The organism is Pseudomonas sp. AK-TSAG1-1 (genome assembly GCF_056821665.1).
The window spans coordinates 3,642,331-3,656,669 of the sequence record NZ_CM165965.1 but is presented as its reverse complement, the minus strand read 5'-3'; the positions used below and the strand labels follow the sequence as shown (position 1 = coordinate 3,656,669).

At 61.6% G+C, this 14,339-nt stretch carries 15 protein-coding genes; 8 read left to right on the top strand and 7 right to left on the bottom strand.

Translation table 11 applies throughout. The annotated features are described in order from the left end of the window. Positions 1-29: 29 nt before the first annotated feature. From AC1UK9_RS16090 to AC1UK9_RS16080, 3 genes are all read right to left on the bottom strand, one after another. A complete protein-coding gene (locus tag AC1UK9_RS16090) occupies positions 30-299 on the bottom strand; it encodes a hypothetical protein (RefSeq protein WP_482577958.1) in 270 nt (89 codons plus the stop codon). Positions 300-545: 246 nt separating this feature from the next. Further along, complete coding sequence (locus AC1UK9_RS16085; RefSeq protein WP_482577957.1) at positions 546-1,271, bottom strand: alpha/beta fold hydrolase; 726 nt, start codon at positions 1,269-1,271, stop codon at positions 546-548. A 104-nt stretch (positions 1,272-1,375) separates the two neighbouring features. Further along, positions 1,376-2,299 carry a LysR family transcriptional regulator gene (locus AC1UK9_RS16080; protein WP_473012778.1) on the bottom strand — a complete coding sequence of 308 codons (924 nt, stop codon included), beginning with the start codon at positions 2,297-2,299 and terminating at the stop codon, positions 1,376-1,378. A 219-nt stretch (positions 2,300-2,518) separates the two neighbouring features. Between AC1UK9_RS16080 and AC1UK9_RS16075 the strand changes: the two genes are divergently transcribed. Further along, a complete protein-coding gene (locus AC1UK9_RS16075) occupies positions 2,519-3,115 on the top strand; it encodes a DJ-1/PfpI family protein (RefSeq protein ID WP_025113475.1) in 597 nt (198 codons plus the stop codon). Between the two features lie 15 nt (positions 3,116-3,130). Here the strand turns inward: AC1UK9_RS16075 and AC1UK9_RS16070 are convergent, their stop codons facing one another. Then, the gene (locus tag AC1UK9_RS16070) at positions 3,131-3,289 is read right to left on the bottom strand and encodes a DUF2986 domain-containing protein (protein ID WP_081794930.1); all 159 of its coding nucleotides are present in this window, start codon (positions 3,287-3,289) and stop codon (positions 3,131-3,133) included. Positions 3,290-3,577: 288 nt separating this feature from the next. Between AC1UK9_RS16070 and AC1UK9_RS16065 the strand changes: the two genes are divergently transcribed. The 5 genes from AC1UK9_RS16065 to AC1UK9_RS16045 all read left to right on the top strand — a co-directional run bounded on the left by AC1UK9_RS16065 (position 3,578) and on the right by AC1UK9_RS16045 (position 10,020). Continuing rightward, positions 3,578-3,919, top strand: a complete 342-nt coding sequence (locus AC1UK9_RS16065) for a hypothetical protein (protein ID WP_473012777.1) — start codon at positions 3,578-3,580, stop codon at positions 3,917-3,919. Between the two features lie 98 nt (positions 3,920-4,017). Continuing rightward, on the top strand, positions 4,018-5,274 hold the full coding sequence (locus tag AC1UK9_RS16060) for a TolC family protein (RefSeq protein ID WP_482577955.1): 1,257 nt from the start codon (positions 4,018-4,020) through the stop codon (positions 5,272-5,274). Further along, a complete protein-coding gene (locus AC1UK9_RS16055) occupies positions 5,271-6,518 on the top strand; it encodes an efflux RND transporter periplasmic adaptor subunit (RefSeq protein WP_482577954.1) in 1,248 nt (415 codons plus the stop codon). Before AC1UK9_RS16060 ends, AC1UK9_RS16055 begins: the two co-directional genes overlap by 4 nt. Then, the gene (locus tag AC1UK9_RS16050) at positions 6,515-9,673 is read left to right on the top strand and encodes an efflux RND transporter permease subunit (RefSeq protein WP_482577953.1); all 3,159 of its coding nucleotides are present in this window, start codon (positions 6,515-6,517) and stop codon (positions 9,671-9,673) included. The genes AC1UK9_RS16055 and AC1UK9_RS16050 overlap by 4 nt, the downstream gene beginning before the upstream one ends. After that, on the top strand, positions 9,670-10,020 hold the full coding sequence (locus tag AC1UK9_RS16045) for a copper-binding protein (RefSeq protein ID WP_482577952.1): 351 nt from the start codon (positions 9,670-9,672) through the stop codon (positions 10,018-10,020). The genes AC1UK9_RS16050 and AC1UK9_RS16045 overlap by 4 nt, the downstream gene beginning before the upstream one ends. A gap of 73 nt (positions 10,021-10,093) precedes the next feature. Here the strand turns inward: AC1UK9_RS16045 and AC1UK9_RS16040 are convergent, their stop codons facing one another. Continuing rightward, positions 10,094-10,774, bottom strand: a complete 681-nt coding sequence (locus tag AC1UK9_RS16040; protein ID WP_025113470.1) for a phytanoyl-CoA dioxygenase family protein — start codon at positions 10,772-10,774, stop codon at positions 10,094-10,096. Then, the gene (locus AC1UK9_RS16035) at positions 10,771-11,802 is read right to left on the bottom strand and encodes an alpha/beta hydrolase family protein (protein WP_482577951.1); all 1,032 of its coding nucleotides are present in this window, start codon (positions 11,800-11,802) and stop codon (positions 10,771-10,773) included. Before AC1UK9_RS16035 ends, AC1UK9_RS16040 begins: the two co-directional genes overlap by 4 nt. 241 nt (positions 11,803-12,043) lie before the next feature. Here AC1UK9_RS16035 and AC1UK9_RS16030 point away from each other — a divergent pair, with 241 nt between their 5' ends. Beyond that, positions 12,044-12,739, top strand: coding sequence for a tRNA (adenine(22)-N(1))-methyltransferase (locus AC1UK9_RS16030; protein ID WP_482577949.1), 696 nt, complete (start codon positions 12,044-12,046; stop codon positions 12,737-12,739). On the opposite strand, the gene AC1UK9_RS16025 is transcribed toward AC1UK9_RS16030, so the two are convergent. Continuing rightward, positions 12,720-13,724, bottom strand: coding sequence for an alpha/beta hydrolase (locus AC1UK9_RS16025; RefSeq protein WP_482577948.1), 1,005 nt, complete (start codon positions 13,722-13,724; stop codon positions 12,720-12,722). The genes AC1UK9_RS16030 and AC1UK9_RS16025 overlap by 20 nt on opposite strands. A gap of 124 nt (positions 13,725-13,848) precedes the next feature. On the opposite strand from AC1UK9_RS16025, the gene AC1UK9_RS16020 reads away from it, so the two are divergent. After that, the gene (locus AC1UK9_RS16020) at positions 13,849-14,292 is read left to right on the top strand and encodes a MerR family transcriptional regulator (RefSeq protein ID WP_025113465.1); all 444 of its coding nucleotides are present in this window, start codon (positions 13,849-13,851) and stop codon (positions 14,290-14,292) included. Positions 14,293-14,339 lie beyond the last annotated feature (47 nt).

The window sequence follows — 14,339 nt, the reverse complement described above, 5'->3', positions numbered from 1 at the left end:
CACGTCACGCACCAGGCTCGGCTGAATAGTTACCACTGGCCGCTTCCGAGACAAGCGACGATTTCCCAACCGCTGTATTCCCACCAGGAATATCGATCATCGGAGCAACTTCTGGCCAGGCTGGCCATTTGGATTGTGCCCGCTGTTTTATGGGTTCCGAATGGAGTGCCAATCGAAGCGGTCAGCTGATTGACGGTCTGGGGACTCTTGAGGGTGGTCGGATGCACGGAGGCGTTCGCGACAGTTGCGGTGAGAGCGAGCGTTGCGGATACGGCCAGAGCAGTAATGGACTTTTTCATGTTCGAATCCTTTCAGTTAGCTGACATGCGGCTTATACATTGGCCTGACCTGCCTTCATCAATGATCTGAACAGATCGGGCATTCGCGTAGTGTGACGCCATGAAAGCCTACTACCGCGTTGCCGGTCGCACAGTCGCTCACCTGTACTATTGACAAACTATTGAAATCGAGAGAACTGCCCAAGTTCGAGGTTGACCAGTCCCCGGCAGACGAGCACAGATAAGCAAGCACCCGTAGAAACTCGCTTAAAGCGCTACCCGCTCCAGAAACTTCCTGACCTCCAGCGAATACGCCCCCGGATGCGAGAACCTGAACATGTGGCCGGTGCGCGGCAGGATGACTTCCTGCGAACCCTTGATGCCCTTCAGCAGGATCCCCGCAGCCGCTTTGCCTATCAGCTTGTCTTCTTCAGGGGTCAGGATCAGTGTGGGTACGTCGATCTTCTTCAGCAGGGGCGTGTAGTCGATTTTCTCGATTGAGCGCACGCGGTTGACGTAGGCAGAGTGCGGCGTTTGCGCGATGAAGAAGGCGCGGCTCTTGGCCGTTGACCAAGAGACTTCTCCTTCCTGGTCGAACGATGAAGCCAGTTGCGCGGCGTGGAAGCGCAGGGTTGTCTGGCGGTAAAACGGCCCCGGGAAGAACGGCGCCAGCGCGGCAAGGGCCTTGAGGAGGGGCGAGGTGATCGGGTTTTTGGCAAAGCCGCCGGACAGCACCAGACCCTTGAGGCCTTTGGGCTGTCGCGTTGCAACCGCGATCGAGGCGACTGCGCCGTAGGAGTCGCCTACCAGCACGTAGCTCTGCAGATCCTGCACCTGATCGAGGATGACGTTGGCCAGTGTTTCCAGGTCGCGCACGTCGTCGGGCAGGCGAAGGGTGCGCAGGGTGCGGCCCTGCAAGTGGGTCATTTGTTCGAGCTGCCAGGGTGCGCCTGCGAAGCAAGGGATCATGACCAGGGTGGATTGGGTTTGCATGCGGTACTCCGGGCGGGCGGGATGAACGACATCCGCACTCTAGGAGGAGCGAGGCGTGCGATCCAATGGCATTGGCGCAGCAACTCGATGCACGAGATTGATCGTCAGTCGGCGATCAACATTTGGGTGAGCCACTCGACAGCGGGCTCGTTGGCGCGCCCCCGCGCGCGGATAACGAATACCTCCCAGGTGGGCAGCGCCAGCGGCAATTCGAAGAGGCTCAGTTGCGCGGTGTCCTGCATCTGCAAGGCGACCCGTTCGGCCAACACGGCGATCGATTGTGAAGCGCCGACCAGGAACGGCACCGCCAGAAAACCTGGGCAGGTGACGCTAATCTGGCGGCTGCGACCGAGCAGTTCCAGCGCATCGTCGACAGCGCCCCGACGGTCGCCGCGAGGCGAAACCAGAATATGCGGCAGACGGGTAAAGTCATCCAGTTCCATGTGCAGCTTCTTGCCACGTTTGACCAGTGCCGAGTGACCCTTGCGCGCGATGCCGACGAAGCGCTCCTGGTGCGCCAATTGGCAATCGAAGCGCTGCGGGACCTGGGCAAACGAGCCGGAGCCGAGCACGATGTCGATCTCTCCGGCGTCCAGCTGACGCATCGCCGATTCGCCATCCGCCGGCCCGAGCTTGAGCACCATATCCGGCGCAGCGGCCTGAATATTCGCCAGCGCCGGAGCGATGACGGTCAACACCGCGTGATCGGTGGCCGCCACCGAGAGTGTCGCTTGCAAACGCGCCGGATCAAATGGCCCCCGTGGACTGGCAACCAGCCGCACCGACTCGAGCACCGCCGCGACTCTGGGCATCAACTCGACCGCCAGCGGCGTCGGCGCCATCCCGCGCGGGTTGCGAATGAACAGTTGATCGTCAAAAGCCGCCCGCAATCGGGACAGGGCGTGACTGGTAGCCGACTGGGACAGGTGCAGCCGTTGCGCGGCGCGCCCGACGTGCCTTTCCGCCCAGAGTGCCTCAAGCACTACCAACAGATTGAGGTCGAAGCGTGTCAGATCCAGGGGCTTCATGCGGTATTGCCTTTTGATTCACCGGTCGATGCCGCCACTGTCCTATAGCCATCGGCTGAAAGCTACGGATTTGGCGTGGCTACGCGTTTTTTCAGCAGCCTTTTCTTGGGCCTGGCTGGCCTGTCGATAGCGGTCAGGAATGTAGTCATGACAATTTTTTGATTGTATTGATCGGCCGATTTTACGATGCGTCACCGGCAATCTGACCCGAGGCTCATCATGCACATCGCCATCCTGACTTTTGAAGGTTTCAACGAACTGGATTCGTTCATCGCCTACAGCATCCTCAACCGGGTCAAGCAGCCCGATTGGCGGGTGTCGATCGCCGGCCCGACGCAAAAGGTGCGTTCAATGAACGGCCTGGTGGTCGAGGCACAGGTGTCATTGGAGGAGGCCTGCGAGGCGGATGCAGTTCTGGTCGGCAGCGGGAGCCTGACCCGCGACATCGTGGCGAATGCCCAACTGATGTCGCGTCTGCGGCTCGATCCGGCGCGGCAACTGCTGGGGGCGCAGTGCTCGGGCACGCTGATTCTGGAAAAGCTCGGGTTGTTGAACGGGGTTCCGGCGTGTACGGATCTGATCACCAAACCGTGGGTGGAGGAGGCTGGCGTGGCGGTGCTCAATCAACCGTTCGTGGCCAAGGGCAATGTCGCCACTGCCGGCGGGTGCCTGGCCTCACAGTATCTGGCGACCTGGTTTATCACCCGTCTTGCCGGTGAGGAGGCCGCCCGCAATGCGCTGCACTACGTGGTACCGGTTGGCGAGAAAGACCTCTACATCACGCGGGCGCTGGCAAATATTTCGCCGTTTTTATAAGGCGCGTGGAGGGGATCAGCCCTCTGTGGTTTCGACCGGCTCCAACGCCGCTTCGGCAGCGATTTTCAATCGATCAGCCTTGCTGATGTACTTGGGCTTTTTCGGCGCCAGTTTGGCGCTGGCCTTCTTGGCCTTTTCCTTGAACAACTGCTGCAGTTTCTTTTGACGGTTCATGTTTTCTACTCGGCGTGAGCGTTCTTGAGAAGGAGTCGGGGCGTGGGGAATTAAAGCCAGGTCGGCGGCGCCACCGGGTGCGGCTGCAGACGAACTGGAGACTGGTCATGATTGATCCAGCAAGAGGCGGTCATACGAGCAGTGAGTATGGTAAGCGTGAACGTCACTCGAGGCCAGTTTGTCATCGTCGTGCAACGGGCTACCCAGTAACGTTGCCTTAATCCTGACCCGTTCATATCTCGCGCACCTCATAGGCAGTCGACGATCCGCGGACTACACTCCAACACCATGAAACGCCCATTGCGGTTATTGCTCATATTCGTCATCAGCCTGGCGCTTCCCCTCAGTGGGATGGCGGGTACTCAGGTGCCGAGCGAACCGTGCCCGATGCAAGCCATGGGCATGGCGATGATGGATGGCATGGGCATGGACTGCTGCAATGATATGAAAAGCCCGGTCGAGCACGGTAAACCCTGCAAGCCCGGGCAGGAGTGCAAGACTGGGGGCATGCTTGAGGTCTCGATCATCAAGCCCGCCGTGACGCTGTTCAGCCCCGTCGTACTGATGCTTTCGGGCGATTCTTTCCCTGTCTCGACCCCGTCCGGGGTATGGCGACCGCCACGCGTTTGATTCCTGTCGCAATTTGAACCTCATCCCGGTCCATCGGGATGGCTTGGCTGTGCGCGTGTCGTTCACGCGGGCAGTGGCTCATTACAGGAATCGTAAACATGAACTCCAAGTGCTTTTGCACCGGGCGGCCGCTTGTGGCAGGCCTTGTGGCAAGCGTGTTGGCGTGGCCGGGTTTCGCCAGTGCGTTGACACTCGACGAAGCCTTGCGGCTGGCAGAAAACACGGCGCCTTCGCTGATCGCGCAAGACGCAAAAATCCACGCTGCCAGCAGCGCGGCCATTCCCGCCGGGGAATTACCTGATCCGAAACTGCTGTTAGGGGTGCAGAACTACCCTATCAGCGGCCCGAATCGCGGCAGTCTCGACGCTGATTTCATGACCATGCAAATGGTCGGAATCCGTCAGGAAATGCCCAACGAAGCCAAACGCAAGGCGCGTGTCGAAGTGGCCAGTGCTGCTGTTGACCGTGCGGCAGCCGAACGCCGGATCGAGCGTCTGAATGTGCGCCAGTCCACGGCATTGGCGTGGATCAGCAGCTATGCGGTGGAGCGCAAAAATGCATTGTTCCAGGACTTCTACAAAGAAAACCGCCTGCTCGCCGAAACCGTCAATGCGCAGATTGCCGGTGGTCGTGCGCAACCGGCGGATGCGGTAACGCCTCGGCAAGAGGCGGCACAACTGGCGGAGCAGCAGGACGATTTGATTCGCCAGCGTGCTCAGGCACAGGCAGCGCTCAAGCGCTGGATTGGTCCGGTGGCGGATGCCACACCTCAGGGCCGACTGCCCGAATGGCCGGTGGACACCTCGGGCATCGCCCACAACCTGCAGCACCACCCAGAGTTGGCGGTATTTGCGCCAATGACTCGCGAGGCGCAGGCCAGGGTCAACGAGGCCCAGGCGCAGAAAAAGTCCGACTGGAGCTGGGAGCTGGACTATCAGCATCGTGACCGCCAGTTCGGCGACATGGTCAGCGTGCAGTTGTCCTGGGACTTGCCGTTGTTCCCCGAGACTCGACAGAACCCGGTGATCGCCGCCAGGCGAGCGCAACTCGACCAGCTGGAGGCTGAGCGCGATGCCTTGTCGCGCGAGCACACCCAGCAACTGGAAAGTGAACTGGCCGACTATGAACAGCTCGATCGGGCGATGCACCGCAGCGAGGACAGCCTCTTGCCGCTGGCCCGGGAGAAGGTCGAGTTGAGCATGGCGAGCTATCGCGCCGGCAAGGGCGATTTGAATGCGGTGGTGGCGGCCCGGCGCGAGCTGATCCAGGCGCGCCTGAAACAGGTCGATGTGCAAGCGCAACGAGCGCTGAGCAATGCGCGGCTTTATTTTGCTTACGGGGAGAGCGGCCAATGAACCTCAAGGGAAACAGGTGGGTGTTGGCGGGCATTTCGCTGTTGCTGGGCGGCGTCGGTGGTTACCGGGCGGCGCACTTGCAGATGGACGAATCAACTGAAATGGCAGCAGCGCAGAGTGCCAATGCCCCGGCCGAACGCAAGGCGCTGTATTGGTACGACCCGATGTACCCGCAGCAAAAGTTCGATAAACCGGGCAAGTCACCCTTCATGGACATGCAGTTGGTGCCGCAGTACGCCAGCGGGGCGGATGACCGCGCGACGGTGAATATCGATCCGGCAGTGGCGCAAAATCTCGGCATGCGTTCGGCACCGGTCAGGCGCGGGGTCTTCAGTTCCAGCCTTGATGTCAGTGCGATTGTGGGGTTCAACGAGCGTGACGTTGCAGTGCTTCAGGCGCGCACGCCGGGTTTTGTCGAGCGCGTCTATGACCATGCGCCCGGCGATGTGCTCAAGGCCAACGCGGCGCTGGCGGACATACTTGTGCCTGAGTGGGCGGCGGCCCAGACCGAGTTTCTGGCCATGAAACGCAGCGGTGATGCCGGTTTGTTGCGGGCTGCCCGTCAGCGACTGCGCCTCACAGGAATGCCCGATACGCTGATTGCCCGGGTTGAGCGGCAGGGCAAGGTTGCGCCTTACCTGACGCTCACCAGCCCACTGGCGGGTGTGTTGCAGGAGCTGAATGTTCGTGTGGGCATGACCGTCGCTCCAGGCGAAACACTGGCGCGGGTCAACGGCTTGAGCCGTGTCTGGCTGGCGGTGGCCGTCCCCGAATCCGCAGGCGCAACACTCTCCGTTGGGCAAGCCGTCGAGGCCCGTCTGCCGGCGTTCCCGGGCGCCACGCTCAAGGGCCGCATCGACGCCATCTTGCCGCAGGCCAATGCAGACAGTCGGACCCTGCGTGTGCGGGTTGAGCTGCCCAATCCAGATGAACGCCTGCGGCCAGGCATGACCGCGCAGGTCAGCCTGCAGCAGACAGGCACCGCCAGCGTCTTGTGGGTGCCAAGCGAAGCGGTGATTCGCACGGGGCGCCGGGATCTGGTGATGCTGGCCGAAGCCGCCGGGCATTACCGGCCGGTGCACGTGCAAATCGGCGAGGAAAGCGCGGGCAAAACGGTGATCTTGAAGGGCCTGGAGGAAGGCCAGCAAGTGGTGACGTCGGGCCAGTTCCTGCTCGATTCGCAGGCCAGCCTCAAGGGCATCGTTGCAGGTGATGGCACGGACAGCATGGAGGCCCGGCCATGATCGCCGCGCTTATTCGCTGGTCCGTGGCCAATCGCTTGCTCGTCCTGCTGGCGACACTGTTTGTCAGTGCATGGGGCGTGTGGTCGGTACAGAACACGTCGATTGATGCACTGCCGGATCTGTCCGACGTGCAAGTGATCATTCGCACGCCTTTTGCGGGGCAGGCGCCGCAGATTGTCGAGAATCAAGTCACTTACCCGCTGGCCACGACCATGCTCTCGGTGCCGGGGGCGAAGACCGTGCGCGGTTATTCGTTCTTTGGTGACAGCTTCGTTTACGTGCTGTTCGAAGATGGCACCGACCCGTACTGGGCACGCTCGCGAGTGCTGGAATACCTGAGCCAGATCCAGAGCCGCTTGCCGGCCGCTGCCAGACCGGCGCTGGGCCCCGACGCGACAGGCGTCGGCTGGATCTTCCAGTACGCCTTGGTGGACCGCACCGCAGGACATGATCTGGCACAGCTGCGCGCACTGCAGGACTGGTTCCTCAAGTTCGAACTCAAGACCCTGCCCAACGTCGCCGAAGTGGCCACGGTGGGCGGCATGGTCAAACAGTATCAGGTGCAGCTCGATCCGCTCAAACTGGCCGCTTCCGGCATCACCCAGGCACAGGTCGGCGAGGCGATCGGCAAGGCCAATCAGGAGACGGGCGGGGCGGTGCTGGAGATGGCGGAGACCGAGTTCATTGTGCGCGCATCAGGCTACCTGAAGACGCTGGATGACTTCCGGGCGATCCCGCTCAAACTGGGTGCCGGCGGTGCCCCGGTGACCCTGGGTGATGTGGCGACGATTCAACTGGGCCCGGAAATGCGCCGTGGTATCAGTGAACTCGATGGCGAGGGCGAAACGGTTGGCGGCGTGGTGGTGTTGCGCAGCGGCAAGAACGCTCGCCAGACCATTGCGGCGGTCAAGCGCAAACTCGATGAACTGAAAAGCAGTCTGCCGCCCGGCGTGGAAATCGTCACGACCTACGATCGCAGCACGTTGATTGATCATGCCGTGGAAAACCTCAGCCACAAACTGCTCGAGGAATTCATCGTCGTCGCGTTGGTCTGCGGAATTTTCCTGTGGCATGTGCGCTCATCGCTGGTGGCGATCATCTCCCTGCCGGTGGGTGTGCTGATGGCCTTCATCGTCATGCATTATCAGGGGATCAACGCCAACATCATGTCGCTCGGTGGCATTGCCATCGCTATTGGTGCCATGGTCGATGCCGCCGTGGTGATGATCGAAAATGCCCACAAAAAGATCGAAGCGTGGCATGCGGCCAATCCCGGGCAGGCGTTGGAAGGTGAGCCGCGTTGGCGGGTCATTACGGACGCGGCGCAGGAAGTCGGGCCGGCGCTGTTTTTCTGTCTGCTGATCATCACGCTGTCGTTCATTCCGGTGTTCACCTTACAAGCTCAGGAGGGGCGACTGTTCGCTCCTCTGGCCTTTACCAAAACCTGGGCCATGGCGGCAGCGGCCGGATTGTCGGTGACGCTGGTTCCGGTGTTGATGGGGTACTGGATTCGCGGGCGCATCCCCGGTGAGCGGCAGAATCCGTTGAATCGTTGGCTGATCGGGCTGTACCAGCCCGCGCTGGATGCGGTATTGCGGTGGCCGAAGCTGACCCTGCTGGTGGCGTTGCTGGTGTTGGCCAGTGCGTTATGGCCACTCTCGCGTTTGGGGGGGGAATTTCTTCCGCCGCTGGACGAGGGCGACCTGCTCTATATGCCGTCAGCGTTGCCGGGGTTGTCGGCGCAGAAAGCCGCGCAACTGCTGCAACTCACGGACCGCCTGATCAAGACCGTTCCGGAGGTCGAGCACGTCTTTGGCAAGGCGGGCCGTGCTGAAACGGCGACGGATCCGGCGCCCCTGGAAATGTTCGAGACCACCATTGCATTCAAACCTCACGATCAGTGGCGCCCGGGAATGACCCAGGAAAAACTGGTGGAGGAGCTTGATCGCGTGGTGCGTGTACCTGGCCTGACCAACATCTGGATTCCGCCGATCCGCAATCGCATCGATATGCTCGCCACCGGTATCAAAAGCCCGGTCGGCGTAAAAGTCGCCGGCAGTCGCCTCGCGGACATCGACGCGGTGACCCAGGCGGTCGAACGGGTTGCCAGGGACGTGCCCGGCGTCAGTTCGGCGCTGGCGGAGCGGCTGACCGGAGGCCGCTACGTCGATGTGGATATCGACCGTCAGGCCGCTGCCCGTTATGGCTTGAGCATCGCCGATGTGCAGTCGATCGTCAGTGGCGCCATTGGTGGCGAAAATGTCGGGGAGACCGTCGAAGGGCTGGCGCGCTTTCCGATCAATCTGCGTTATCCCCGTGAGTGGCGCGATTCGCCGCAGGCCTTGGCGCAGTTGCCGATCTACACCGCGAACGGCAGCCAGATCACCCTCGGCACCGTGGCGAAAATCAGCATCACGCAGGGACCGCCGATGCTCAAGAGCGAGAATGCGCGGTTGTCAGGCTGGGTGTACATCGATGTGCGCGGCAGGGACATTGCGGCGGTGGTCGCTGACCTGCGCGAGGCAGTCAATGCGCAGGTCAAGCTGCAGCCGGGTATGAGCCTGAGTTACTCGGGGCAGTTCGAGTTTCTCGAACGGGCCAATGCGCGACTCAAAATAGTCGTGCCGGCGACGCTGGCGATCATTTTTGTGCTGCTGTACCTGACCTTCAAGCGTTTCGATGAGGCGGCACTGATCATGGGCACGTTGCCGTTCGCGTTGACGGGGGGCGCATGGTTTCTCTATTGGCTGGGGTACAACCTGTCGGTGGCCACGGGCGTCGGTTTTATCGCACTGGCCGGCGTTTCCGCCGAGTTTGGGGTCATCATGTTGCTGTACCTGAAGCAGGCATGGGCTGCACGCAATGACCTTGGCGAGCACTCTGATCGAAGTTTGCTTGCGGCGATTGGTGAAGGCGCTGTGCAACGGGTTCGCCCAAAAGCCATGACCGTGGCCGTCATCATCGCTGGCCTGTTGCCGATTCTGCTGGGCAGCGGCGCCGGTAGCGAAGTCATGAGCCGGATCGCTGCCCCCATGGTTGGCGGCATGCTCACGGCGCCGTTGCTTTCGCTGTTTGTCATCCCGGCGGCGTATCGCCTGATGCGCCGTCGTACCCTCGATGTTGAACCCTCCACCCTTGAAGGAAAAAACCGATGAAACTGACACTCGTTGCAGTGGCCGGCAGTCTCTTCCTGTTCGCGTCTGCGAGCCACGCAGAAGATCAATCCGCAATGAAAATGGACGATATGCCAGGCATGGACATGCAGCAGCAAACGCAGCAAACCCCTGTGGCCAGTGCCGAGGGAACGATCAAGGCGATTGATCCGGCAAGCCACACGGTGACCCTCGCGCATGGCGCTGTTGCGGCGTTGCAATGGCCGCCGATGACGATGGCGTTTGCCGTGACGCCCGCTCAGTTGAACGGCCTGGTTGTGGGGGATCGTGTGACGTTTTCCTTCCGGATGGAGGGGACCAGAGCGACGATCGTGTCGATCAGCAAATAACGGCTGAGGTCATCAGCAACCGGCGCGCAGGGTTGCGTTCCGGTTGCTGCCGACCTTTGCGCACGGCGCCGGACTATGGCCTGACCTGGCGAAACTGCGCAGGATCAAATTGCTCGCGGGTGTCCATGCGAACACCTCGCAGATCTGCAGTTTCCAGATGCGTCGCCTGCAACGACTGTGCGCAGTAGCTGATCAGAATCGAACGCCGGCGGGCGCCACTTGCGTTGCGACTGCCCGCGTGCACCAGGTCGACATCAAACACCAGAATGTCGCCCGCAGCGCCTGCCAGTTGCACCGCAGCGCTCTCGTCAGTGAACTCCAGTGACGACTGTTGCGGCAAAGGCCGATGGCTGCCCGGGACGAGGCGGGTGGCACCGTTGTCGGGACCATAGTCGTCGAAGAAGGCGATGGCGTTGACCATGTCACCGGGTCTTTTGCTCGACAAATCGCGGTGCAGTTGCTGATGGCCGCCACCGGCCAGCGGCTCGCGACCTTCAACCTGGGCCAGAAAGAAGCGTTCACCAATCAACTCGCCGGCCACCGCCAGAACGGCCGGCAATCGACACACCGCTTGAACCAATGAATCCAGATCCAGCTGCGCATGTCGCCAGTCCATGCCGCGCGGAACCGGCCATTGCTGCGACGGTTTCAGATTCGCATCGAACACCGCGCGAAGCTCGGCGAGCCACTCCAAAGGGATCGCCTGGCGCAGCAGCGCGTAGCCCTCTCGATGAAGCTGCTCGCTGTCGATCATGGCTTCGGCGTCGCCAGGAAATCGCTGATCAGTGCGACCACTTGCTGCTGGATGACCTCACGCGGGCGCGCCTTGTCGCCATCGCGGCAAATGATGCCATCGCCCGGAGCATCTTCCTCGAGCATCTCGATCGCGCCCGGTTTGCAGATCGACATGAAACTGAAGTGGGTGGCGTCGCTGATCTCGACATAACGCGTGGTGGCCTGTGGCAGACGTTCAACCAGATTGGCGGACTCCAGTTGCGCGGGCAGATCTTCGGACGGGGCGCCGGCGGCGATCACCAGCGTCGGTACGTCCAGCGCCGCGAGGCTTGCGTCGGTCATGCCGCGTGACAGGCCCAGGTCCAGCGAGACGATGGCCGTGACCGCGTTGTAGCGCATGTCGGCAGCCAATTGGGCTTTGGCTTGCGAGGTGCTGGCCGGATTCATTGTCTGGTAGACCCTGCAACTGGACAGCTTCGAATGGACCTTGCAGTCCTCGGCAAAGCGCTCGGGGTCGAAGCGTGCGCCGGCGATTTCCAGGGCCGTCCAGCCACCGAGCGAGTGGCCGACGACGGCAATGTGTCGCGGCGCAACCGCACCAAATTGCCCCGGCTGCGCTACCACCGCATCGATCGCCCGACGCAGGTCGACCGGCCGCTGCCACAACTGCGCCGCGGCTTGCGGGCTGCGGTCGTGGGTGGTGCTGCCGGGGTGGTTGACCGCCGCGACGATGTAACCCTGATCGGCCAGGGCAGCCGCCAGCCACATCTGATTGCTCCAGTTACCCCGGTAACCGTGCGACAGCACCACCAACGGATGCTCGCCGGCCGTCGGTGGTGCATCGCGCACCGCCGATGCACTGAGGAATACCGGACTGTCGTCGATCAATTGTGCGGGCGCGGTGGTGGTCGCCGGGTACCAGACGACCATTTCCAGCGGACGCTGCGGGTCCGCCAAGGTTGTGGTGTGGAAGCCGATGGGGTGGGTGTCAGCGAGCGCGGAGGCGGACAGGCCGATCAAAAGCAGGGCGCCGAAAGCTGTTTTCAATGTTGATTCTTCCTTGATTGCATAGGTTGTTTTCAGGCGGGCGCCGAGCAAGTCAGGGCGGCTGAGCGCAGGTTAGTAGAGCGGCTGCCAAGAAGCTAGCCGAAGCCTCTTTCCTTGCATCGACAGGTTGCATTGGCGCGACGGCCCGCTCTCGCGGATTTGAAATGCCAGCCACAGCCCGCTAGAGTCGCGCCCCTTGTCCGGCCCGCAGCGCCGGCTAATGCTGGGAAAGGGGGGGCGGTTGAACGAACACACTTTGTCCATGCGCCTGGAGCGCGTGGCGGCGCAGGTGCCGGCAGGCGCACGGCTGGCGGATATCGGCTCGGATCACGGCTATCTGCCGGTGGCCCTGATGCGCCGTGGTGCCATCGCGGCGGCGGTGGCCGGTGAAGTGGCGTTGACGCCGTTTCAGGCGGCCGTGCGCACGGTACGCGAGAACGATCTGCAGCCGCACATTACCGTGCGCCTGGCCAGTGGCCTGGCGGCGATCGAGCCGGGTGACGGGATTACCGCAATCAGCCTGTGCGGCATGGGTGGCGAGACCATTCGCGATATCCTTGACTGTGGCAAGGCGCGCCTGAGCGGGCACGAGCGGCTGATCCTGCAACCCAACGGTGGCGAGCAACCGCTGCGCCAATGGCTGATGGAAAACCACTACCGCATCCTCGTCGAGGACGTGCTGCAGGAAAACCGCTTCTTCTACGAAATCATCGTTGCCGAGCCTTCCGGTCCGGTCGACTACAGCGCCGAACAACTGTACTTCGGCCCGCTGCTGATGCAGGCGCGCAGTCCGGCATTTATCGCCAAATGGCAGCGCCTGTTGCGCCAGAAACAGAAAACCCTGAACAGCTTCACCCAGGCGCGTCAGACCGTACCGCAGGAAAAACTGCAAGAAACGGCGCAGCAGATTCAGTGGATCACCGAGTTGCTGGCGTGAGCTGAGTGCAACGTTCCCCTGTTGATTCCCGAGCGCCAAGCCGAAGATTGATCCATGTCCGGCTGTGAGCCAGCACCTTGTCAGCCATGGCCATCGGGAAATGGATAAATCCATGGGCGCAAGCGGGCAGCAGGTGCACCTCAACCGCTGCCGACGCTTTCCAGCGTGCAGCCAGTTCCAGAGTGTCGTCGCGCAACGGGTCCAGTTCACCGACAAACATCAGTGCCGGTGGCATGCCGGCAAAGTCGCCGTAGAGCGGTGACAGCGGCGGCTGTTGACGTTGTGCGTCGTTCAGGTCCGGGGTCAACTGGCGCAGCGCCTTGACCATGCCGGGGCCGTCCAGCAGCAGGGTGTCGGCAGTCGCAGCGCGTACGCTGGCCGTTCCGGTCAGATCGTAGACGCCGTAATACAGCAGCGCTCCGTGGATACGCTGCAAAAATTCGGGCGATGCCTGCAGCCCCAACAACGTCGCCGCTGCCAGATGCCCGCCCGCCGATTCCCCCACAACGATCACCGGCAGGTCAGCGAATTCGTTGCAGCCGAGCAACCAGCGAGTGGCCCCCAGACAATCCTGCAACAACCCCTCCACCGGCGTGTTGACCGCCAGCCGATAATCCACCGAAACCACCGCCACGTTGCACGCAATGACCATGCCGGCGTTGAGTTCGTCGTTCATCTGCGGGTTGCCGATGACCCAGCCACCACCATGAAAATCCAGCACCACGCCTCGGGCTTTGCCTTTGGGCCTGATAATCCGTAGCGGCACCCGGACGCCGTGGGAATCAATCTCGATGTTTTCAGCTTCAAGGCCGTGTTTGCGCAGTTTGTCTGTGCCGGCCTTCTGACTGACGCGCAGCAGCGCCTGGATCAGTCGCGGCGTGACGCGATTGCGGATGCGAAACCGTGGCAGCCAGGCCAGGGTCTTGTTGAAACGCTGCATCTGCGCGATTTCGTGTGCGCCAAACTCAAGTTTTTCGGTGTCCATGCTGAGCCTTTTTTGCACATGGCCGGAAATTCGCCGGCCTCTACATGTGTATTTGTACCGATGGCCGGCGAATCAGTTCAGGTTTAAAGTCAGCTTCAAGGTTAATGCGTTTGCGGAGTGGAACATGAGAATCGGTGAACTGGCAAAAATCAGCGGGTTGGCGCCGTCTCGCATCCGCTTCTACGAAGCGAGTGGCCTGATCACCTCGGTCGGGCGCAAAGCCAACGGTTATCGTGATTACGCCCCCGACACGCAGTGGATTCTGGAGCTCATTACCGGGGCGCAGGCGGCGGGATTCTCATTGGAGGAAATCCGCCAGTTGATGCCGATGAATGCGCAGGGCTGGCAACATGAACAGCTGCTCAGTGGCCTCAAGCAAAAGGTCGAGGAAATCGAAGTCCTGCAGCAAAGGCTGGCCCGGAACAAGGCGCAACTGTTGCTGGCCATCAAGGGTATCGAAGGCAAACCGGAGGGCATGGCCTGTGCGGACAATGCGCAAATGCTGATGAGCCGCTTGCGTGAAGAGGGCGTGGTGGGTTCTTCAGACCGCCGCGATGTGGCGCGCTGAACATCGAATAGCCTTAAAAAAGCTATTGACCTTGAAGTTGGCTTTAA

Bases quoted from the DNA above. Each gene is read 5' to 3' on its own strand.
- AC1UK9_RS16065 (WP_473012777.1), top strand. From the start codon at position 3,578: ATGAAACGCCCATTGCGGTTATTGCTCATATTCGTCATCAGCCTGGCG.
- AC1UK9_RS16080 (WP_473012778.1), bottom strand. From the start codon at position 2,299: ATGAAGCCCCTGGATCTGACACGCTTCGACCTCAATCTGTTGGTAGTG.
- AC1UK9_RS16085 (WP_482577957.1), bottom strand. From the start codon at position 1,271: ATGCAAACCCAATCCACCCTGGTCATGATCCCTTGCTTCGCAGGCGCA.
- AC1UK9_RS16070 (WP_081794930.1), bottom strand. From the start codon at position 3,289: ATGAACCGTCAAAAGAAACTGCAGCAGTTGTTCAAGGAAAAGGCCAAG.
- AC1UK9_RS16055 (WP_482577954.1), top strand. From the start codon at position 5,271: ATGAACCTCAAGGGAAACAGGTGGGTGTTGGCGGGCATTTCGCTGTTG.
- AC1UK9_RS16090 (WP_482577958.1), bottom strand. From the start codon at position 299: ATGAAAAAGTCCATTACTGCTCTGGCCGTATCCGCAACGCTCGCTCTC.
- AC1UK9_RS16075 (WP_025113475.1), top strand. From the start codon at position 2,519: ATGCACATCGCCATCCTGACTTTTGAAGGTTTCAACGAACTGGATTCG.
- AC1UK9_RS16040 (WP_025113470.1), bottom strand. From the start codon at position 10,774: ATGATCGACAGCGAGCAGCTTCATCGAGAGGGCTACGCGCTGCTGCGC.
- AC1UK9_RS16045 (WP_482577952.1), top strand. From the start codon at position 9,670: ATGAAACTGACACTCGTTGCAGTGGCCGGCAGTCTCTTCCTGTTCGCG.
- AC1UK9_RS16020 (WP_025113465.1), top strand. From the start codon at position 13,849: ATGAGAATCGGTGAACTGGCAAAAATCAGCGGGTTGGCGCCGTCTCGC.
- AC1UK9_RS16025 (WP_482577948.1), bottom strand. From the start codon at position 13,724: ATGGACACCGAAAAACTTGAGTTTGGCGCACACGAAATCGCGCAGATG.
- AC1UK9_RS16060 (WP_482577955.1), top strand. From the start codon at position 4,018: ATGAACTCCAAGTGCTTTTGCACCGGGCGGCCGCTTGTGGCAGGCCTT.
- AC1UK9_RS16050 (WP_482577953.1), top strand. From the start codon at position 6,515: ATGATCGCCGCGCTTATTCGCTGGTCCGTGGCCAATCGCTTGCTCGTC.